The organism is Anaerolineales bacterium, from assembly GCA_015075625.1.
In the GTDB taxonomy this organism is placed as follows: domain Bacteria; phylum Chloroflexota; class Anaerolineae; order Aggregatilineales; family UBA2796; genus UBA2796.
Genome location: JABTTZ010000001.1, coordinates 1,918,956 through 1,934,136, shown reverse-complemented (window position 1 = coordinate 1,934,136; position 15,181 = coordinate 1,918,956). Strand labels below are relative to the sequence as shown.

The window sequence follows — 15,181 nt, the reverse complement described above, 5'->3', positions numbered from 1 at the left end:
CTTTCAATGGAGGCTTTAAGCTACTCTGTAGTTTTCAAAAGCTGTCGAAAGTTGGTGAAAATAATGTCTTCCATTTCCTGATATGGCATTTGATGGAGTTCAGAGAGACCTTGTACAACCTTTTGCATATCAAGGGGGTCTGCTGCTCGTCCTTGCGTATTCACAAATGGGCCATCGGATTCTGTCAGTAGCTTGTCCCTTGGGATTTCTCTGATTATCTTCAATCCATTCTCGCTGAGAAGCATGGCGGAATTAACCGAAAAATAAAATCCGTATCCTAGACCTTTCTGTAATGCTTTTTTACTTCCAGAATACCAATGTAAAATAACCCTATTAGGGTAATTGTCTCCAATCATGTCAACGACTTCCATTGCCGCCCGACGACTATGGATAGTCAGAATCTTCCGCTTTAAGGAAGCGCAGTGGCTTATTATCTGTTCAAAGACCTTCTTTTGTATGTTCCGGTTTTCTTCATCCGTTGTTACAAAATCTAGCCCAATTTCGCCAATGTACTTTGTGTCTGAAGCTAACTCAACAAATAAATCAATCTCATATGCTCGTTGGGCAACAAGCTCAGGATGAAAGCCGAGAGCAGTCCTTAAAAACTTTGTATCCTTTGTGAGTGAATTGCTCTGGCGATATACAGATGGGGCAGTAGTGACAGCAACCGTGTATATTTGCTTTGCTTCAACACGTTTGACCACCTGTTGATAATCAGGATAGAGATCAATATGGCAGTGCGTGTCAACTAAGCTCATTGTGTATCTGTATACCTTCTTAAAAACGTTGCGACTTCTGTTAATCCGCGTTGATATACACCAAGATACGACCTAAGTTCATCATCCGTGCCGGGAAGTGTGCCTGAAACTAAAACATCTTTTAACAGAGGTGGGTGCGATTTATAGCGATCAATGGCTATTCTAAATGCTTTGAGGTCTGAGGCTCTGTTTGTTGATAACGGAGCGGCTAAGTCCTCAAACGCATAAGAAGTTGGATCGGGAAAACCTCCTGCTTGAATCGCCGCTCTGCGAACAAGGCAAGGAACGCAATACCCACAATGAATATTAGGGTCTTTTGCCGTAGTAAAACGGTTCGCTGAAGGATGAGAGCAGGACATGGTGGATGACAAGACGGTTTCGATGAGCGGACGATTTTGACACCCTTGAAGCATTTCACCCTTAGTCATGAAGCGGTATGGTAACTCGATTTCAATACTAATACCCAAGCCAACGATAAGTTTCCTGAGCAAATCAATCAAATATGGGTGAGTTGTACGGGTACTGAAACTTCCCAATCGTGACGGAGTGAGTGGGATATTCAGTGAGATAAAACCATTTTCTGGCACAATCAACTTAGCTTCACCTAGCGCACTTGCAACCGCAAGCCCAAGCCCAAAGAAGATGATTGACCGCGCTCGTGTGGTTGTTTCGGTTCTATCTGACACATTTTTGGGCGGGACAATCCAAAATCGAAGAAATGGAGCTTTATTGTCGTCGTAGCATTTGCGTAATGCCTGAATAGCATCATTTTGGGAAACGCTTGTTGCACCACCCCCACGTCCATGATGACCAACAAGCACTGTATTCCCATATCGCTCAACTTGGTCAATCGCTCCAATGAATGAATCAAGTCCGCCAGAAAATAAGCTCACTATCTTCGATTGAGGCTTTTTCTGCACTGGCTTTGTGCTATTGAGGCGCTGGCTTTTAGGCAGTTGACGGAGAACGACTGCCCAATAATCCCCTGTAAGAAACGAAAGCAGTTCTTGGAAAACAGGGACTACTGGTTCCCATTGTTGCGGATCACGAACAGCGAAATGAAGTACCATATCTCGCGTCCAGCCATCAGTGGTTTCTCCTCTAGGAACGCGAATGTCCGCAATATATGCCCCGATCGCTGCATTCAGGATTTCCATTGCTTCTGCGGTTGGCGTAAGACCGTATGTGTCAAATGTCTCGATGAGCGATGAAACATAGGTAAAGTAGTGATGGTATTCTTGGAATGGGAGTACAAGACTTTGGTCGCCGCCACGTAATTCAGGACTATAGTTATCGTCCCCAAAGAGACAGACAATGTGCCAACTCATTCCGCATCTCCTAACAACGAATACGCCTCTTGATATTTTTGCTCAATCAGGTTCTTTCCGTCTGTCCCCTGCCAGTCAAAAGTTACAGGGTCAATATCTTGAAAATCTAGCCGTACAACCTCGAAAACAAAATCCTTTATTTGTGTGGCACAATTATTTGCCTCTGTCTCATTCATAGTGCCGCGCTCTACGCGATAAAATAGCTCTTGCTGTAAACGTTCATTCACATAATTCGAGATATACAGCCCAATCACTTCAGTTAGTTCATTACGCCCTAATTTATCCAATGCGCCAATCCCCTCCGTATTGACACCGTACCTGTCAAATACCTCCCAGAGAGTATCATTGAGGGCATCCCGTGCTATTGCTTGTTCAACTGTTGCTCCACTAGGTGCAATCAAATCAACAAATGATGCAAGTACGAACTCAACATCTCTCCCAACTAGATTGCCGAGTCCAATTTGACGAGCTGCTTCCGCAAATCCACTACGAATGCCATTTGCCATGAATCCGGCGAGACTTCCGGCTGTCTGCCTTCCAGATCGTGCTGAAGTGGCGAGATGGCTTGCCCCACCATTTGCACTTACATAAGATCGTCCCACAGACCCTAGCGAACCACCCCCATGTGCAAACCTTGTCATTGCCCCTTTAGGTACGCTCCAAGGAGTCGGTTTTTGTGTCTGAGGTGGCAATGTAGGCGTAGCGTTGCCTAAAGGTTCATTATCCTGATCCGGTGGAGGCGGATTTGGTGGTATAGGATCGCCACCCCAAGGTGGCAATAGGTTCGGAGGGCGTTTTGGGCCAGGTGAGGAGCTTGAGGTTCCCATAAATATCTGCTCAGTTCTTTCTGTTTAAGATTTGCTTTGACGCCGAAGCAAGCCCTTGATTTGAAGAACTTGACCAACGTGTCATGAGATTACGGGCAATACCTTCAGCCGGAGTATCTTTTGACACCCGTAAAAGCATTGGCGGAATAGCAGGCACTATCCGCAAATCAGGTAATGCCTCATAAAACGCAATTAATTGTGGAAGCAAGTCTCGTTTCTTCTCGACTACATCAAACAAGGTTCTCTCAAGTTGCGTAGTCGCAGAACCTTCCATTTGCCGTATTTGGTCAGTCAAACTTTGGAATATTGAATTCACGTCAGCTTCGTTGAGGGTTTCCAAATCTTTTAGACCAATTTTCCGAGTTACTTCCTGCGGGCTAATCAGGCGATTCAATACTTCTCTTGCTCTGGGGGTAAGGCGTAATTGGCTTCCAGTGAACCCTCCAACCTTATCATGAGCGATATAGAAGTATGGGCGCAGATCAATATCCGCTAGTATCGGATCAAGTTTTAACCATCGGAGCATCCATTCATCTGTTACCCATGTTTGGACTTGCCAAGATAGCGATGACTCACTTGTATCCTGTCCACTCGTATGGGCAGCAGACTTAGAATCTTTCAATTTGCTTTTTTGTGCAGGCAAATCCGTAGCTTGAGCTAGTTCGAGATTTTCCTTATCTGTCTCAGTTGCCGCACCAATTACGTATTTTTCGGCTTCTTTGAGTTCGTTTGGTTTCCCTTCCTGAAGGATTTGCAAGTTCGCAATTTGCTTAAAGAACTCTGATTTTGTGTACTCAAGCACCATCAATTTCACAAGTACACGCTGCTGTAAGTCAATACCGCGCTCTTTACTTAACTTCATTCTCAAAATCATGGTGTTGAGGAAGCGCTTAGTCCTGCGTGGATTGCCACCAAGTCCTTGACTCAATATGGGAACAATTCTTGCTGTTAGGTCGAGATCAGCTTGTATTAGCGAGACATCATCTTGCTTCAGAATGTTACGTGCGCTCTCTATATCGAATGTTCGCGCAAATACGTCAGCAGGTTTTGCTTGTGTGAGTTTCTCGCAAAGGGACGAGTAGCAATCCGAATCAAGTGCTTTTTCTGCAAAGAGCAGATTCATATAGGATTCAATTTCACCACCACTCAAAGGCGGGATTCTCAATGGGATTTGAATGAGTTTTTCCAAATAATCTTTACCGAGAGCAAGTTCGCGCTCTACGCCAGGAGTAGCTGGGAAACGAGTACGGGCAGCATACTCTACCAACCGTTCATCTGCTCCGAGAATGAAGACGGTATTAGGCACAAAAAGGAATAACCGAATTGCTTCTAATGTCGCTATCACGGTTTCAGGCAGGCATCTGTCCAAATCATCAATAAACACTACCAGCGTGCGAACCTCTGTTTCGTGAAGTAGCTGGGCAAAATCTTTTCTGAAATCCCTTATGTCGCGGCGGATCTCTTGGAGTTCTTTGGGATTCGCTTTAATGAGTTTCGATAACTCTTCAGGGCTAGTTGGCTGAGTTTTCATCATATCCGCTGCCGCAGTAAGGGCAGCTAATTGAGGCATCCCTAAAAGGATAGGGAGACCGTATTTACCCACAAGACCAATGGCTTGCATCCAACTCACTCGTCCGAGCAATTTCGTGATGAGCGCCCCAGATTTTGCGAATATTGATTCGTTTGCTTTTGCGTGCTCTTCAAGGGCATCAATGATGCTTCCCATAAGGGCGGTTTTGGCATCTTCATATCCTTCAAACAGCCATCCGTTGAATGTAAGGCACATGACACCATCCATACCCTCAAGATCATTCTGAATCATTTTCAGCAAGGTGGACTTGCCACTTCCCCAGTCACCAAAAACGCCAATCGTGGTAGGTAGAAGGCTATCTGTTGTAATGACATCATCTATTGTTTTTGCAAGTGACCGAAAGCGTAGCAGGTCAATACTTGCCTCGTTGTCAGACCACATAAGTTCTCCTTAGCGTTGTTTAGAGAGGCAGAAATGCCTCAATTTCGGATTATAAACCCATAGCCCGCCCCCATTATGGGGTAGACACTATACTCATAATCCACGCATAGTGTGGATGGTCTTGCGCTGGTTCGGCATTCCCTCTTATCCGAATTTTTTCCAGCACTTCACGGAGAACATCAACACCGATGTTCTCCACATTCGCCCAGTGCCGTACCAAATCAATCGTTGTGAGAATTTGGGTCTGAGGCATCAAAACGGTCAGTTTCTTATGGGCATGACGATCATCTGTGACTATTCCCCATCCCTTTTCTAGGGCAATTGCACTGGAAATTTTTTCACCCATTCCACTAATACCAGCTCGACTTAACACGATAATCTGATTGGCATGGATGTTCCAATCATGTGCCGCAACATCGAGGATACCTGCCGTAATGAGTGGTTCTAAGTTGATAGGGTTGCGTTGGCGTTTTCCGTCAATGACTTGTCCATTAAATACTCCGAGCGCTTCTTTATCTTTCACATGGGAACAAACGGCAAAACGGGTAGGAGCAGCCCGTAAAATGTCTCCCATTCGGTCTGTTGCATACAAATTAATCACAGAGCACGCATCACAGATAACACATTCATGTTGGAAGGCTAGTTCGCTGCTCAACTACTGTTCTCCTTCACCGAAGTTCCAATATATGTGGCATGACCACTACCTTCCTAGAAGGAGAGTGCTTCACCTTTAAGGGCAGCAAAAATTGCGCGTGCCTCAAGGAGATCGACTTCAAGTAATTGGGCAAATCGGCTCTCACTTACAAGACCTTGATCGAGTGCTTCAACAGCAAGAAGTTGATGACGCAGCGGCAGGCGTTGCCGACTTGCTGGCAACATTTCAAGTCCTAACTGCGCTTTTACATATTGCACTTTAAATCCTTGTTCTTTGAGATGCTCAAGCATTCCAGATGGAATGAGCCGTAACCCCTCAAGGCGATAACATAGTGCTTCAAAAGACACGCCAAAATAGTGTGCCATTTCTACTAAATCGTATGGCGTAACCTTCCCCTTCGTCTTGCGAATGTCAGTGAACCTTCTCGTAATCCCCGTCGTTGGCATAAGAAAATGAACCGCAAATTGATCGGCAATTTTTTCGGAGTCAGACCGTTGAGGATAAAACCCTTCGATATAAAGCGTGGGTTTATAGCGTGAGGTGAGAAAATGTCCGTAATCATGAGCAAGAGATAATCTATCCCGCTCTTCAGGGTGTTGACTGTTTACTGCAATACAACCACCGATTTGATCGCTATAGACATATATTGCCGAATACTTTGAGGGCTTGAGCGGTAAGTAGTAAATCCTTAGCCCAACTTCTTGTTCTAGTAGCGTCCGAAGCACCCCAATTGGTTTATCACCCAGTCCTAGCCGTTGGCGCTCCTCAAGGGCAATGCTTTCGCCAATTTCATCTGCTTTAAGCCTACCCATCTGATATTCTGGCGGATATTTTTTGACCATTGGAGCATCGAGAAGTTGCTCATACTCAAAATAATCCGCAGCGAGTTCTTTTAACGTTTCAATCCATTGTTCGATCTGCGCGTCTTCTTCATTTTCATAGTGTTCGGGTCCCCGAAACTGCGGTTCGGTGAAGAGCGTTGGTTGCATCTCTCGAATGAGATCATTCACATCACGTCCATATTCGATTGCAAGTTGAATTAGCTCTTCAGGGCGAATCCTACGCTCTCCCTTTTCGATTGCGACAATCGTGGTACGACCAACGTTGATGACCTTTCCTGCGTCGTCTTGCGTCATGCCTCGCCGTTCACGAGCTAGGCGAAGTCGCTTGCCGAATTCGCGTGCATCGAGAGCATTCAATATCTTTTCAGCGTCGTTCATTTTTGCATTCCTTCATGCGAAACAGCGTTCGGTTGTTTCGTGCGTTTGGGGACACGTTTTATGTCCTCGATTTCTCGGTCAAAAACCGCTCTTACGCTCGGTTGCATCCACTCATCAGCGTATCGCTGAAAGAGAGAAACTACTTCTTCGATAATGTTTTCACGATTTTCGCCTACTTCTTGACTTAAGCGGTCTACCATATCAGCAAGACGACTTGGATGTTGCCGTGCGAAAACATCCCAAGCATGTCCATTTTGGAGTGCAGCATACATGGTTTTAGATTGATACATCATGTGTGGTAGTTGGCTTTTGCGTAAAAGCGCATGTAAAGCGTTTCCCGACTCAGTATGAATAAGGTATCGGGTCTTATCAGGAATGCCAGAGGCGAGAAAGCTTTCGCGCCGGAGGAGACAAGATGAACAACGCCCACATTGAGGAGTATCTTTCCTGTGTTGTCGATCACATGAGACCGTTTGCCAAGCAATATCCGTTACCCCCAATTTCTCCAAAACATGACACATTTCTGCTTTCGTCCACCAGATAAATGGGTTGTGAACGACAAATTGCTCCTCAAGAACAAAAGACACCAATTTACTGACCCCATGTAGCGAGAGGGGATGGACGGAACGAGCATGGTCAAGTCCCACCTCAGAGGCGCGAAATGGCAGGTTTATAGCGCCCGTACCATTCTCATATAGCGCGAGCGCATGTTGCCCTTCTAAACGAGCATAGGCAGAGCCTAAGAGCATAAAGACCACTCCACGCGCCCTCAGTTTTTTGTCTGGTCGCAGCCCAGTTTTTTTGGTATCGCGTTGATAAATGTGCAATTGCATCAGGTGCAAATCACCACCTAAACGCTTCTTTAGGAGTTGGAACACACGCTGCTGTACACCACGTATTGAGGAGTTTCCTCCTGCCCCAAAAAGAAGAAAACGATCAGCTATACCTTGATGAATGCGATTGCAGAGACCTGCCAAAGCATCAAGCCCGCCACTCCAAAGCGCAACTTCGGCATGAACATCTGCGTTTGATGATTTCCACAACGGACGTTGCAGTTCAGCAAACCGTCGTTGCTGGCTTAGGGCAGTAAACTCGAAGATCCAATAATCACCAGTGAACCAATACAACATCGTTCGAAGATGCTCATGCAGTCCAGGTTGATTGAACCTTTCAAGATGACGCACAGGCAAACGGACACGTATGACACAGGGGAATTCAGGATCACGCTGCGACCAACGATCCGCTTCAGAAATGGCAACCGCCAAGTCAATGAGGTCTGCAATATGACCATCAACTTGTAATCCACGAAGGTGGAGAAAATCGGTGTCATCCACTGAAACACGAATCGTTGCAGTTCTCCCCTCAAGATGGTCAGTAATTTGCAGGTGGCTATTCTGAAGGTGATCAGAAAGCCCCTCAAAATCAAAGGTGTAGTGAGGCTCAGGCATCGTCATCATTGTCACCATCCTGCCAATCACCCGGCATCGAAATATCCATTCCCGAAAAATCAGGTTGTGACTTGGTACGATCACGAGCTTCTTTACGCAAACGGTCAACCCGACCAGTTTTGGCGATTTGTGCCACTATTTTTTCAATTTCTACATCAACGTGAGGGGCGTACTTGCTGAATCCGTTGGTCAACGACCTCTGAAGATATGTCGTTGTGGTGATTAAGAAGCGGCAGATGTTCGTAAAAGTCAGCTTGCAGTACCCGCGAAACGTACCCACGTATGACAGAAACAACGGTAAGGCTATTTCCAGCCCCAGCACAAACCTGCATGACATACTCTTTACAAGCATCAACGGCAAGCGGAGTTCCCCGCCGATGACCCATGAGTTCACGCGCCGTTTGATCTATCTGGTAGCTTTCTTGGGTAGACAGGATTCCGGTTCCCCTAGCAACAGCGTCGGAGACATCAGCAAAGGTTTGAGTAACAAGCGTTATCGGCTGATTGCCGTATCGCTTCAGTCCTTTACGGAGGGCTTTTGCTATTTTTCCTGCAACCTGCTCATCACTAAAGTATCCCTCACATAGTTCGTTGTACGCTCCAGCGTATCCCCGACCCACGCCGTGATACACGACATCTCCGTCAGGCATTTCACCACTCCTAGACTCAACCTCATGAATCGGAGTCTATGCGAAAATACCTGACTTGTCAATCTATTTTTTGCAATGTCAGAATAAAATGTCAGGCTACTAGAAGGATGTCAGAGACGATGCTTCTGTAACTGGCTATGACGTATTCGCCAGTCTGGAAGATACAGCCCCATGCTGACTTTCCACGCTTTGCTGTGATCTGGGCAGCGCAAATGCACAAGCTCATGAACAATCACGTATTCTGCAAGGTCAAGAGGGAGACAGAGCAAGTGGCTAGAAAGTGTCAAAATGCCAGCCGTCGAGACAGATCCCCACTTTCGCTTCATTTTTCGTATTTGAACACGAGTGACTGAGACACCAATCTCTGTCGCCCAACTATCAATCATACTGTGAAGATGCTCCGACGAATGAGATGCTTGTGAAGCAAAAGTCTGGTGACTTGTCATCACATCACCGTTCTGTGCATTCGCAGCAAATCATTGACGAGGTTTCTGGCATTTTGCGGGTTTACTGGTTTTGGAAGTTCTTTCAGCAACCGAGCATATAGTTCTGTGCGTACTTGTCCCTCTAGGCGTTCGTTGTAGATCCATCCTTGTCGCTGGTTTAGCAAAGCTGCGAGTTCTTGAGCGAGTATATCTGTATCACCTGCAAATTGTTGGCTACCACGCAGTACCATGTTGAGCGAGAATGCCACATTATCTAAATCGCTTTCAGCCCGTGCTTCTTGCATTTCCACCAGCCGTTCAGCATTTTTCAACTGTTCAGCAAGGGCAGTTTCCGCACTAATTTGCCGATCCAAGAGCCGTTGGATTACTTCTTCCACTGCATCGCTCAAACTCAATAGATATGGTTGTTCATCGCCGAGTTCTTCAATTGTTGCGATGAGGCTACGTTGTAAATTGATGACCTTCACCTGGGCGCTGACATTATCGCTGTTGACCACATCGGCAAGATTACGATTGATAGGATATATGTGCATTGGCGAAACGACTCGATCAGCAGATACATGCTGGCGAATCAATGCATCTGTTTTCTTCAAAAGCTGGCGTTCTAGCCGTTGTTGTTGTGCTTTTGGGGAGAACTCTGCATAGACCACTTGGTAAAGTTGAGTGACAAAGGCAAAGCGATCCAAGTATGGATACAAGAAGGCATCAGGTGAGAGAATTTCGAAGGCATCTTGAAGTTCGCCAAACACTTCAAAGAGACGTTCACGGACTTCAGTATCGAAGAAGTATTCAAGTAACCTATCAGTACGCCCTTCAACCTTGTTGGGATTAATCGGGGCAACAATGCCTTCTGCGCTTGTGAGGAGTTCGCCAAACCGAGTTTTGAGCTTTTCAAGGTCAATGAGACCTTTTGTGATGCTGGCTTGGTCGAATGCTAATGCCCGCTGCAAATCTTCAAAAATCGCTTGATAATCAACAATCAAACCGCTTTTCTTGTTTGGATAGGGGCGATTCACTCGTGCTATTGCTTGAAGCAGCGTATGGTCTTTGAGTGGCTTATCCAAGTACATTGCATAGGCAACCGGAGCATCATACCCCGTCAGCAATTTTTCTGTCACAATTAGGATTTTTGGGTCTCTCGCAGGGTCACGGAATGCACGGCGCACCTGCTTTTCACTATCATCATCAAGGTGGTATTCACGCAGTAGCCCAATATCTTTATGGTCTGGACTATAGACTACTACACTCCATTCTGTGGGCAACAATTGGTCGAGTGCTTGCTTATAGAGCGCACAGGCTTCACGATCAGGAGCAACGACCAATGCTTTGAGACCGAGCGGCAGCACAGCTTCTTGGAAGTGTTGCGCGATATGTTCCGCTATGGCTGTAATACGAGATGGAGACTTCAGAACAGCCATCAATTTATCAGCGCGTTGGAGTAGACGGGAAAGGGCTTCTTGACTTTCCGCGCCTTCCTCATCAAGTTCGTTAAAGAATTCATCACGGAGTTCGTGAAATTCTGTCTCAAGTTGCTCTTTATCAAGCCAAACTTTTGATGGTGCAAGTGTGTAGTACAGTGGGACAGTTGTACCGTCTTCAATGCTCTCATTGATGCTGTATTTGTCATGATACCCTTCAGCATCAAACTGTCCGAAGAGTTTAAATGTGCCTTTTCCTACTTTACCCTTATCAATCGGTGTTCCAGTAAACCCGAACTTGAAGGCATTTGGCAGGGCAGCATTCAAGTACACACCTAAATCGCCTTCCTGAGAACGATGTGCTTCATCAATTAGCAAGATAACATTTTTTCGAGTGCAGGCATCAGCATTCATGCGGTCAAACTTATGGATGGTCGTCACAATCAAACCACGATAATCATTGTTCAGCAGTTGCCGCAGGTGTTCTCTACTCTCTGCGCGTGTCACACCAGCAAAACCGAACGCTTCAAGGTTTTGCTGCATCTGGGTTTCAAGTTCAATTCGGTCTACTACGATGAGGAGTGTTGGGTTTTCTAATTCACGCTGACGACGGAGCAAGTGTGCCGCCACGATCATCGTCAGGGTTTTGCCGCTACCTTGTGTGTGCCACTCAAGCCCTGTATTCGCTTCCGCGCCATGAATTCCTTCGATGACACGTTCAACAATCTTTTCCACCGTCCGCATCTGATGAGGGCGCATCAGGTATTTCTGTAATGTATCTTCGCTTCGATAAAAAATGGTGTAGTCACGAAGGATATTGAGTACGTTTTGACGATCAAAGAACGATTTACCAAGAGCTTCCAGTCCAGTTGCGCTAGTGTGTAATTTCCATGTGTAGAATGCAGTCATGCGCGGATTCCACGTTGCGCCATACTCTACACCCCGCGCACAGACGGCAAATGGAATTGGAAACTTGAGAAACTCTGGGATTTGGGCAGTATATGTTTCTTGGACTTGTCGAAAACCCTGCTCTCCGGCATCGGGCAATGTGGGTGCTTTGTTTTCGATGAGGACGACAGGCAAGCCATTGATGAATAGCACCATGTCCATTCGACGGCGATCCCGATCCTCAAACCACATTTCTTGAGTGAAGTGAAAGGTATTGCGCTCAGGATGTTCATAGTCAATCAGGTTGACATTGAGTTCACGTTGCTGTGTAGGGTCATACGCCGTCCACTGTCCACGTAACCCTTTGAGGAACTGCTCATTACCCTCAATATTCGCCGGAAGTAGCCGCAGCCGACGAACCACGTCCTCAATTCGAGCATCACCAACTTGCCAGCTATTTAGCATGGCGAATTGTGTTGTCAAGGTTTCAACTAAGAAGGGATTTCGTTCGTTATTTTGTCGGGCAAGGTTGCTATCAAACGGCGGGAGATATTGCCAAGCGTTTCCTTGAAGGTAATTTACAAGGCGGTCTTGAACATCCCGTTGCTCACTGATACGGCTCATAAAGGCAATCCTTCGTCTGATAGGAGGCGAATTTGTCCAGTCATTAACTGGTGAAGTAGACTGCGGAAAAGTTCTTGAAGCGCAGCTTTTCGATCTTCCTCAGCCGCTATTTTTTCATCAATATCTTTCAAAAGCTCTGTTATCGCATCTTGATCCTCAGGCGATGGAACAGGTACAACCAAATTACTTAACTGGTTGGCATTGAAATTAGCTTGATTGACCGCGCGTCGTGAAAGACGAAAAAAAACGCCTTGATTTCGCAAGAAACTCAGAAGGTAGTGAACAAAATTATAGCTGACGTGTTGAACTGGTCGAAGCCGAAGGATAAAAGAGGCAAAGATCGTTGGCTCTGATAATTCAACATCGACAAGAGCAGTTTTCCCAACATGCTCTTGAGCATTACGCCAATTAAATAGAATATCGTTCTTGCGAATCAAATATTGCTCAACAGACGAAAGATCAATATCTATCTTCCGAATTCTTGTTAAATCAAGATAGCCTTCATTCTTTATCTCGGCAGTGCTAATGATGTCTACACCTGTTGATAAAGCTGCTTTTGGAATAGAAGTCTGATAGCCATATTTGATGTCAACTAACTGACCAATCGGATAGAATTTCCAATGGCTAGGAAACTTCCCTATTTCGGTCTCGACAAGTTCAACAGGAGATTTGTAAATCCCGAAAGTAAATAGATGTGCCATTGTACTTCGCTTGAACTCTCGCATTTCGCTGACAATATCCTCTTGAGCGGAAATTTCCTCCTGTATAACCTTTAGGACAGCGGCTATGCGACGTTGTTCTGGTAGGGGTGGAAGTGGAATCATCCAATTTTCAATGATGCTTTTTGGAACGCGCTGTCGCCCTGTCGTCCCTTCCATTTTCCCCGCTATGTCCATGCGAATATCTTGAATTTTAAGGTATCCAAAGAGAAAAATTGGGTTGAGAACTTCAGGGATAGGCTTAAGGGCGTAAATTTCTGTTGTTGCATATGCAAAATCAAGAGGAATGTCAATTAGAATACCTTGCTTGCCGTTCTCGAAAGAAGGTGTTATTTTCGCAACTAGAAGGTCGCCACGTTCACAGTAGTTTCCGCTATTTATTTCAGTTGGACTTCTAAGTTCAAACTGATTTGCATATATTCCTTGCTCAGAAATGAGTTCCATAGGTACAAAAGGGATGAGTTCAAATTGAGATAAATTCAAGCTCTTAGGCTTTCGAGAAAAAGTGACGCAATTCTTTATAGCGGCGACATTCCAATCTGAGGGAAGCTGACCAATTTCTGTCTCCTTGAACTGTGTCAAGGGGGGGTTATTCCGCATCATTGTTGTTTACCTTGCTATCGAATTCACGCCAATTTACAAATCCTAATATTTCCATTACTGAATCTAATTTCCTATCAGCCTCTTTTCGGGCTTCCTCTGCCTCCTGTAAGCGGACTAATGCCTCTTCAAGCGGGAGCGCTGGTTCAACATCCGAATGGGAAACATAGCGCGAGGGCGATACGTTGTAATCGTTGCGAATCACCTCCGTTCGCTTGACCGCTTTACTGAGGTTTTCAACTTCTCTCCATTCAAGATAGACTTCCCCAATTTGATTGATATGTAACTCAGTCATAAAATTTTTCGGATTGCCTTTTTCATACATTTTATTGGCGTTTATCAGTAAAATTTCGTCCGCATGAGCGCGAGGTGTTTCGACTGTAGTACGATGTATGACCATAATTACACCTGGCGCACTGGTATTGAAAAACAGATTTTCTGGTAAAAGGACTACCGCATCTATCCTGTCAGCTTCTATGAAGGCTTTGCGGATGTCCCGTTCACGATTTGCTCCCTTGTTGCCGCTTCCCCGTGCTACTGCTCCTGTGTCGAGAACTACAGCCATTTTCCCGCCTGGGAGTAGACTAGCAAACATGTGCTGAATCCACCCCCAATCGGCACTATTAATTGGTGGAATACCATTGATGAAACGCCCAAAAGTATCATTCTCATAGACACTTTCAGCGAAATTATTCTGATTCCACATTGGGTTTGCGGCAACTTTATGAAATTTCCGCAAACTACCACCATCCAAAAACAGGGGATTACGAATTGTGTCTCCGCGTAGAATTTCTGCGTCCATGTCGTGAATAAAGGCGTTCATTCGGGCAGCCGCGATGTTATCCGCTTGGTATTCCTGCCCATAAAGATGCACAGGCAGTGGGTCGTCTTCTGGGCTTAGATCATCTATAGACTTGCTGGATGCAGTAGCTAGTTTTTCTCTATGCCGTAACTGAGCTTTAATCAGCAAACCCCCTGAACCGGAAGCGGGATCATAAATCGTGTCACCCGGCTGAGGATCGAGTATACGAGAGATCAAGAAACCAACCTCAGTTGGTGTGAAAAATTCACCCGCACTACTCCCACGCTCGGCGAACTTGCGAATAAGATACTCGTAAGCACGTCCGATGATGTCAGGTTCAACATCTTTAAGACCCAGGCGGTACTCACTGAGTATCTCTATCAATCCAGCGAGAATATCATCATCCAGCACACGTTGCCCTTGCTCCGTAGCGTTAAAGTCACGGCGATCAATTACCCCTTGTAGTTTAGGATTTTCTCTTGCAATTTGCCGCAATATATCAGTTAGTGTTTCGCCCAGATTGGTTGTGTTCTTACGAATCTCATTCCATCTCATTTCTGGCGATAGGTAAAACCGAATGAGTTTGCGATCATCAGCAACCAGAAGTTCTGTAGTTGGAATATCAACGTCTAATTGACGGGCAAGTTTTGCAAGTTCATCTTCAAATACGTCGCTCAATCGCTTAAAGAAGATAAGGGGAAGAATATAGTCTTTATACTTAGCAGCATCTTCTGCTCCACGAATGGAGCAAGCTGCTCTCCATAACCAATTTTGTAACGTTGACAGTTCCATTCATCTTTGCCTTTGCCGTGCTTATTAGGTTCAA

Annotated in this window: 12 protein-coding genes; all 12 read right to left on the bottom strand. The window is 45.6% G+C overall.

Going from position 1 to position 15,181, the window contains the following annotated elements; genetic code table 11:
- Positions 1-20 precede the first annotated feature (20 nt).
- A complete protein-coding gene (locus HS103_07945) occupies positions 21-758 on the bottom strand; it encodes a TatD family hydrolase (protein MBE7512733.1) in 738 nt (245 codons plus the stop codon).
- On the bottom strand, positions 755-2,086 hold the full coding sequence (locus tag HS103_07940) for a hypothetical protein (GenBank protein MBE7512732.1): 1,332 nt from the start codon (positions 2,084-2,086) through the stop codon (positions 755-757). The genes HS103_07945 and HS103_07940 overlap by 4 nt, the downstream gene beginning before the upstream one ends.
- Positions 2,083-2,592: a hypothetical protein gene (locus tag HS103_07935; protein MBE7512731.1), complete on the bottom strand. Its 510-nt coding sequence runs from the start codon at positions 2,590-2,592 to the stop codon at positions 2,083-2,085. Before HS103_07935 ends, HS103_07940 begins: the two co-directional genes overlap by 4 nt.
- A gap of 331 nt (positions 2,593-2,923) precedes the next feature.
- Positions 2,924-4,885 carry a hypothetical protein gene (locus HS103_07930; protein ID MBE7512730.1) on the bottom strand — a complete coding sequence of 654 codons (1,962 nt, stop codon included), beginning with the start codon at positions 4,883-4,885 and terminating at the stop codon, positions 2,924-2,926.
- A 73-nt stretch (positions 4,886-4,958) separates the two neighbouring features.
- Positions 4,959-5,540 carry a hypothetical protein gene (locus HS103_07925; GenBank protein MBE7512729.1) on the bottom strand — a complete coding sequence of 194 codons (582 nt, stop codon included), beginning with the start codon at positions 5,538-5,540 and terminating at the stop codon, positions 4,959-4,961.
- A gap of 53 nt (positions 5,541-5,593) precedes the next feature.
- Positions 5,594-6,760 (bottom strand): ImmA/IrrE family metallo-endopeptidase, encoded by a 1,167-nt coding sequence (locus HS103_07920; protein MBE7512728.1) that lies wholly within the window; start codon positions 6,758-6,760, stop codon positions 5,594-5,596.
- Entirely contained in the window at positions 6,757-8,217 is a 1,461-nt protein-coding gene (locus HS103_07915; GenBank protein MBE7512727.1) for a 7-cyano-7-deazaguanine synthase, read from the bottom strand. The genes HS103_07920 and HS103_07915 overlap by 4 nt, the downstream gene beginning before the upstream one ends.
- Before the next feature lie 146 nt (positions 8,218-8,363).
- Positions 8,364-8,858 carry a hypothetical protein gene (locus HS103_07910; GenBank protein MBE7512726.1) on the bottom strand — a complete coding sequence of 165 codons (495 nt, stop codon included), beginning with the start codon at positions 8,856-8,858 and terminating at the stop codon, positions 8,364-8,366.
- Between the two features lie 110 nt (positions 8,859-8,968).
- Positions 8,969-9,304 carry a M48 family metallopeptidase gene (locus HS103_07905; protein MBE7512725.1) on the bottom strand — a complete coding sequence of 112 codons (336 nt, stop codon included), beginning with the start codon at positions 9,302-9,304 and terminating at the stop codon, positions 8,969-8,971.
- Positions 9,304-12,234 (bottom strand): HsdR family type I site-specific deoxyribonuclease, encoded by a 2,931-nt coding sequence (locus tag HS103_07900; GenBank protein MBE7512724.1) that lies wholly within the window; start codon positions 12,232-12,234, stop codon positions 9,304-9,306. Before HS103_07900 ends, HS103_07905 begins: the two co-directional genes overlap by 1 nt.
- Positions 12,231-13,556: a restriction endonuclease subunit S gene (locus tag HS103_07895; protein ID MBE7512723.1), complete on the bottom strand. Its 1,326-nt coding sequence runs from the start codon at positions 13,554-13,556 to the stop codon at positions 12,231-12,233. Before HS103_07895 ends, HS103_07900 begins: the two co-directional genes overlap by 4 nt.
- Entirely contained in the window at positions 13,543-15,147 is a 1,605-nt protein-coding gene (locus tag HS103_07890; protein MBE7512722.1) for an SAM-dependent DNA methyltransferase, read from the bottom strand. The genes HS103_07895 and HS103_07890 overlap by 14 nt, the downstream gene beginning before the upstream one ends.
- Positions 15,148-15,181: the final 34 nt, after the last annotated feature.

What these genes read in the sequence shown, in the direction of transcription:
- HS103_07940 (MBE7512732.1), bottom strand. Translation starts at nt 2,086, where the DNA reads ATGAGTTGGCACATTGTCTGTCTCTTTGGGGACGATAACTATAGTCCT.
- HS103_07920 (MBE7512728.1), bottom strand. Translation starts at nt 6,760, where the DNA reads ATGAACGACGCTGAAAAGATATTGAATGCTCTCGATGCACGCGAATTC.
- HS103_07900 (MBE7512724.1), bottom strand. Translation starts at nt 12,234, where the DNA reads ATGAGCCGTATCAGTGAGCAACGGGATGTTCAAGACCGCCTTGTAAAT.
- HS103_07905 (MBE7512725.1), bottom strand. Translation starts at nt 9,304, where the DNA reads ATGACAAGTCACCAGACTTTTGCTTCACAAGCATCTCATTCGTCGGAG.
- HS103_07915 (MBE7512727.1), bottom strand. Translation starts at nt 8,217, where the DNA reads ATGATGACGATGCCTGAGCCTCACTACACCTTTGATTTTGAGGGGCTT.
- HS103_07895 (MBE7512723.1), bottom strand. Translation starts at nt 13,556, where the DNA reads ATGATGCGGAATAACCCCCCCTTGACACAGTTCAAGGAGACAGAAATT.
- HS103_07890 (MBE7512722.1), bottom strand. Translation starts at nt 15,147, where the DNA reads ATGGAACTGTCAACGTTACAAAATTGGTTATGGAGAGCAGCTTGCTCC.
- HS103_07910 (MBE7512726.1), bottom strand. Translation starts at nt 8,858, where the DNA reads ATGCCTGACGGAGATGTCGTGTATCACGGCGTGGGTCGGGGATACGCT.
- HS103_07945 (MBE7512733.1), bottom strand. Translation starts at nt 758, where the DNA reads ATGAGCTTAGTTGACACGCACTGCCATATTGATCTCTATCCTGATTAT.
- HS103_07935 (MBE7512731.1), bottom strand. Translation starts at nt 2,592, where the DNA reads ATGGCAAATGGCATTCGTAGTGGATTTGCGGAAGCAGCTCGTCAAATT.
- HS103_07930 (MBE7512730.1), bottom strand. Translation starts at nt 4,885, where the DNA reads ATGTGGTCTGACAACGAGGCAAGTATTGACCTGCTACGCTTTCGGTCA.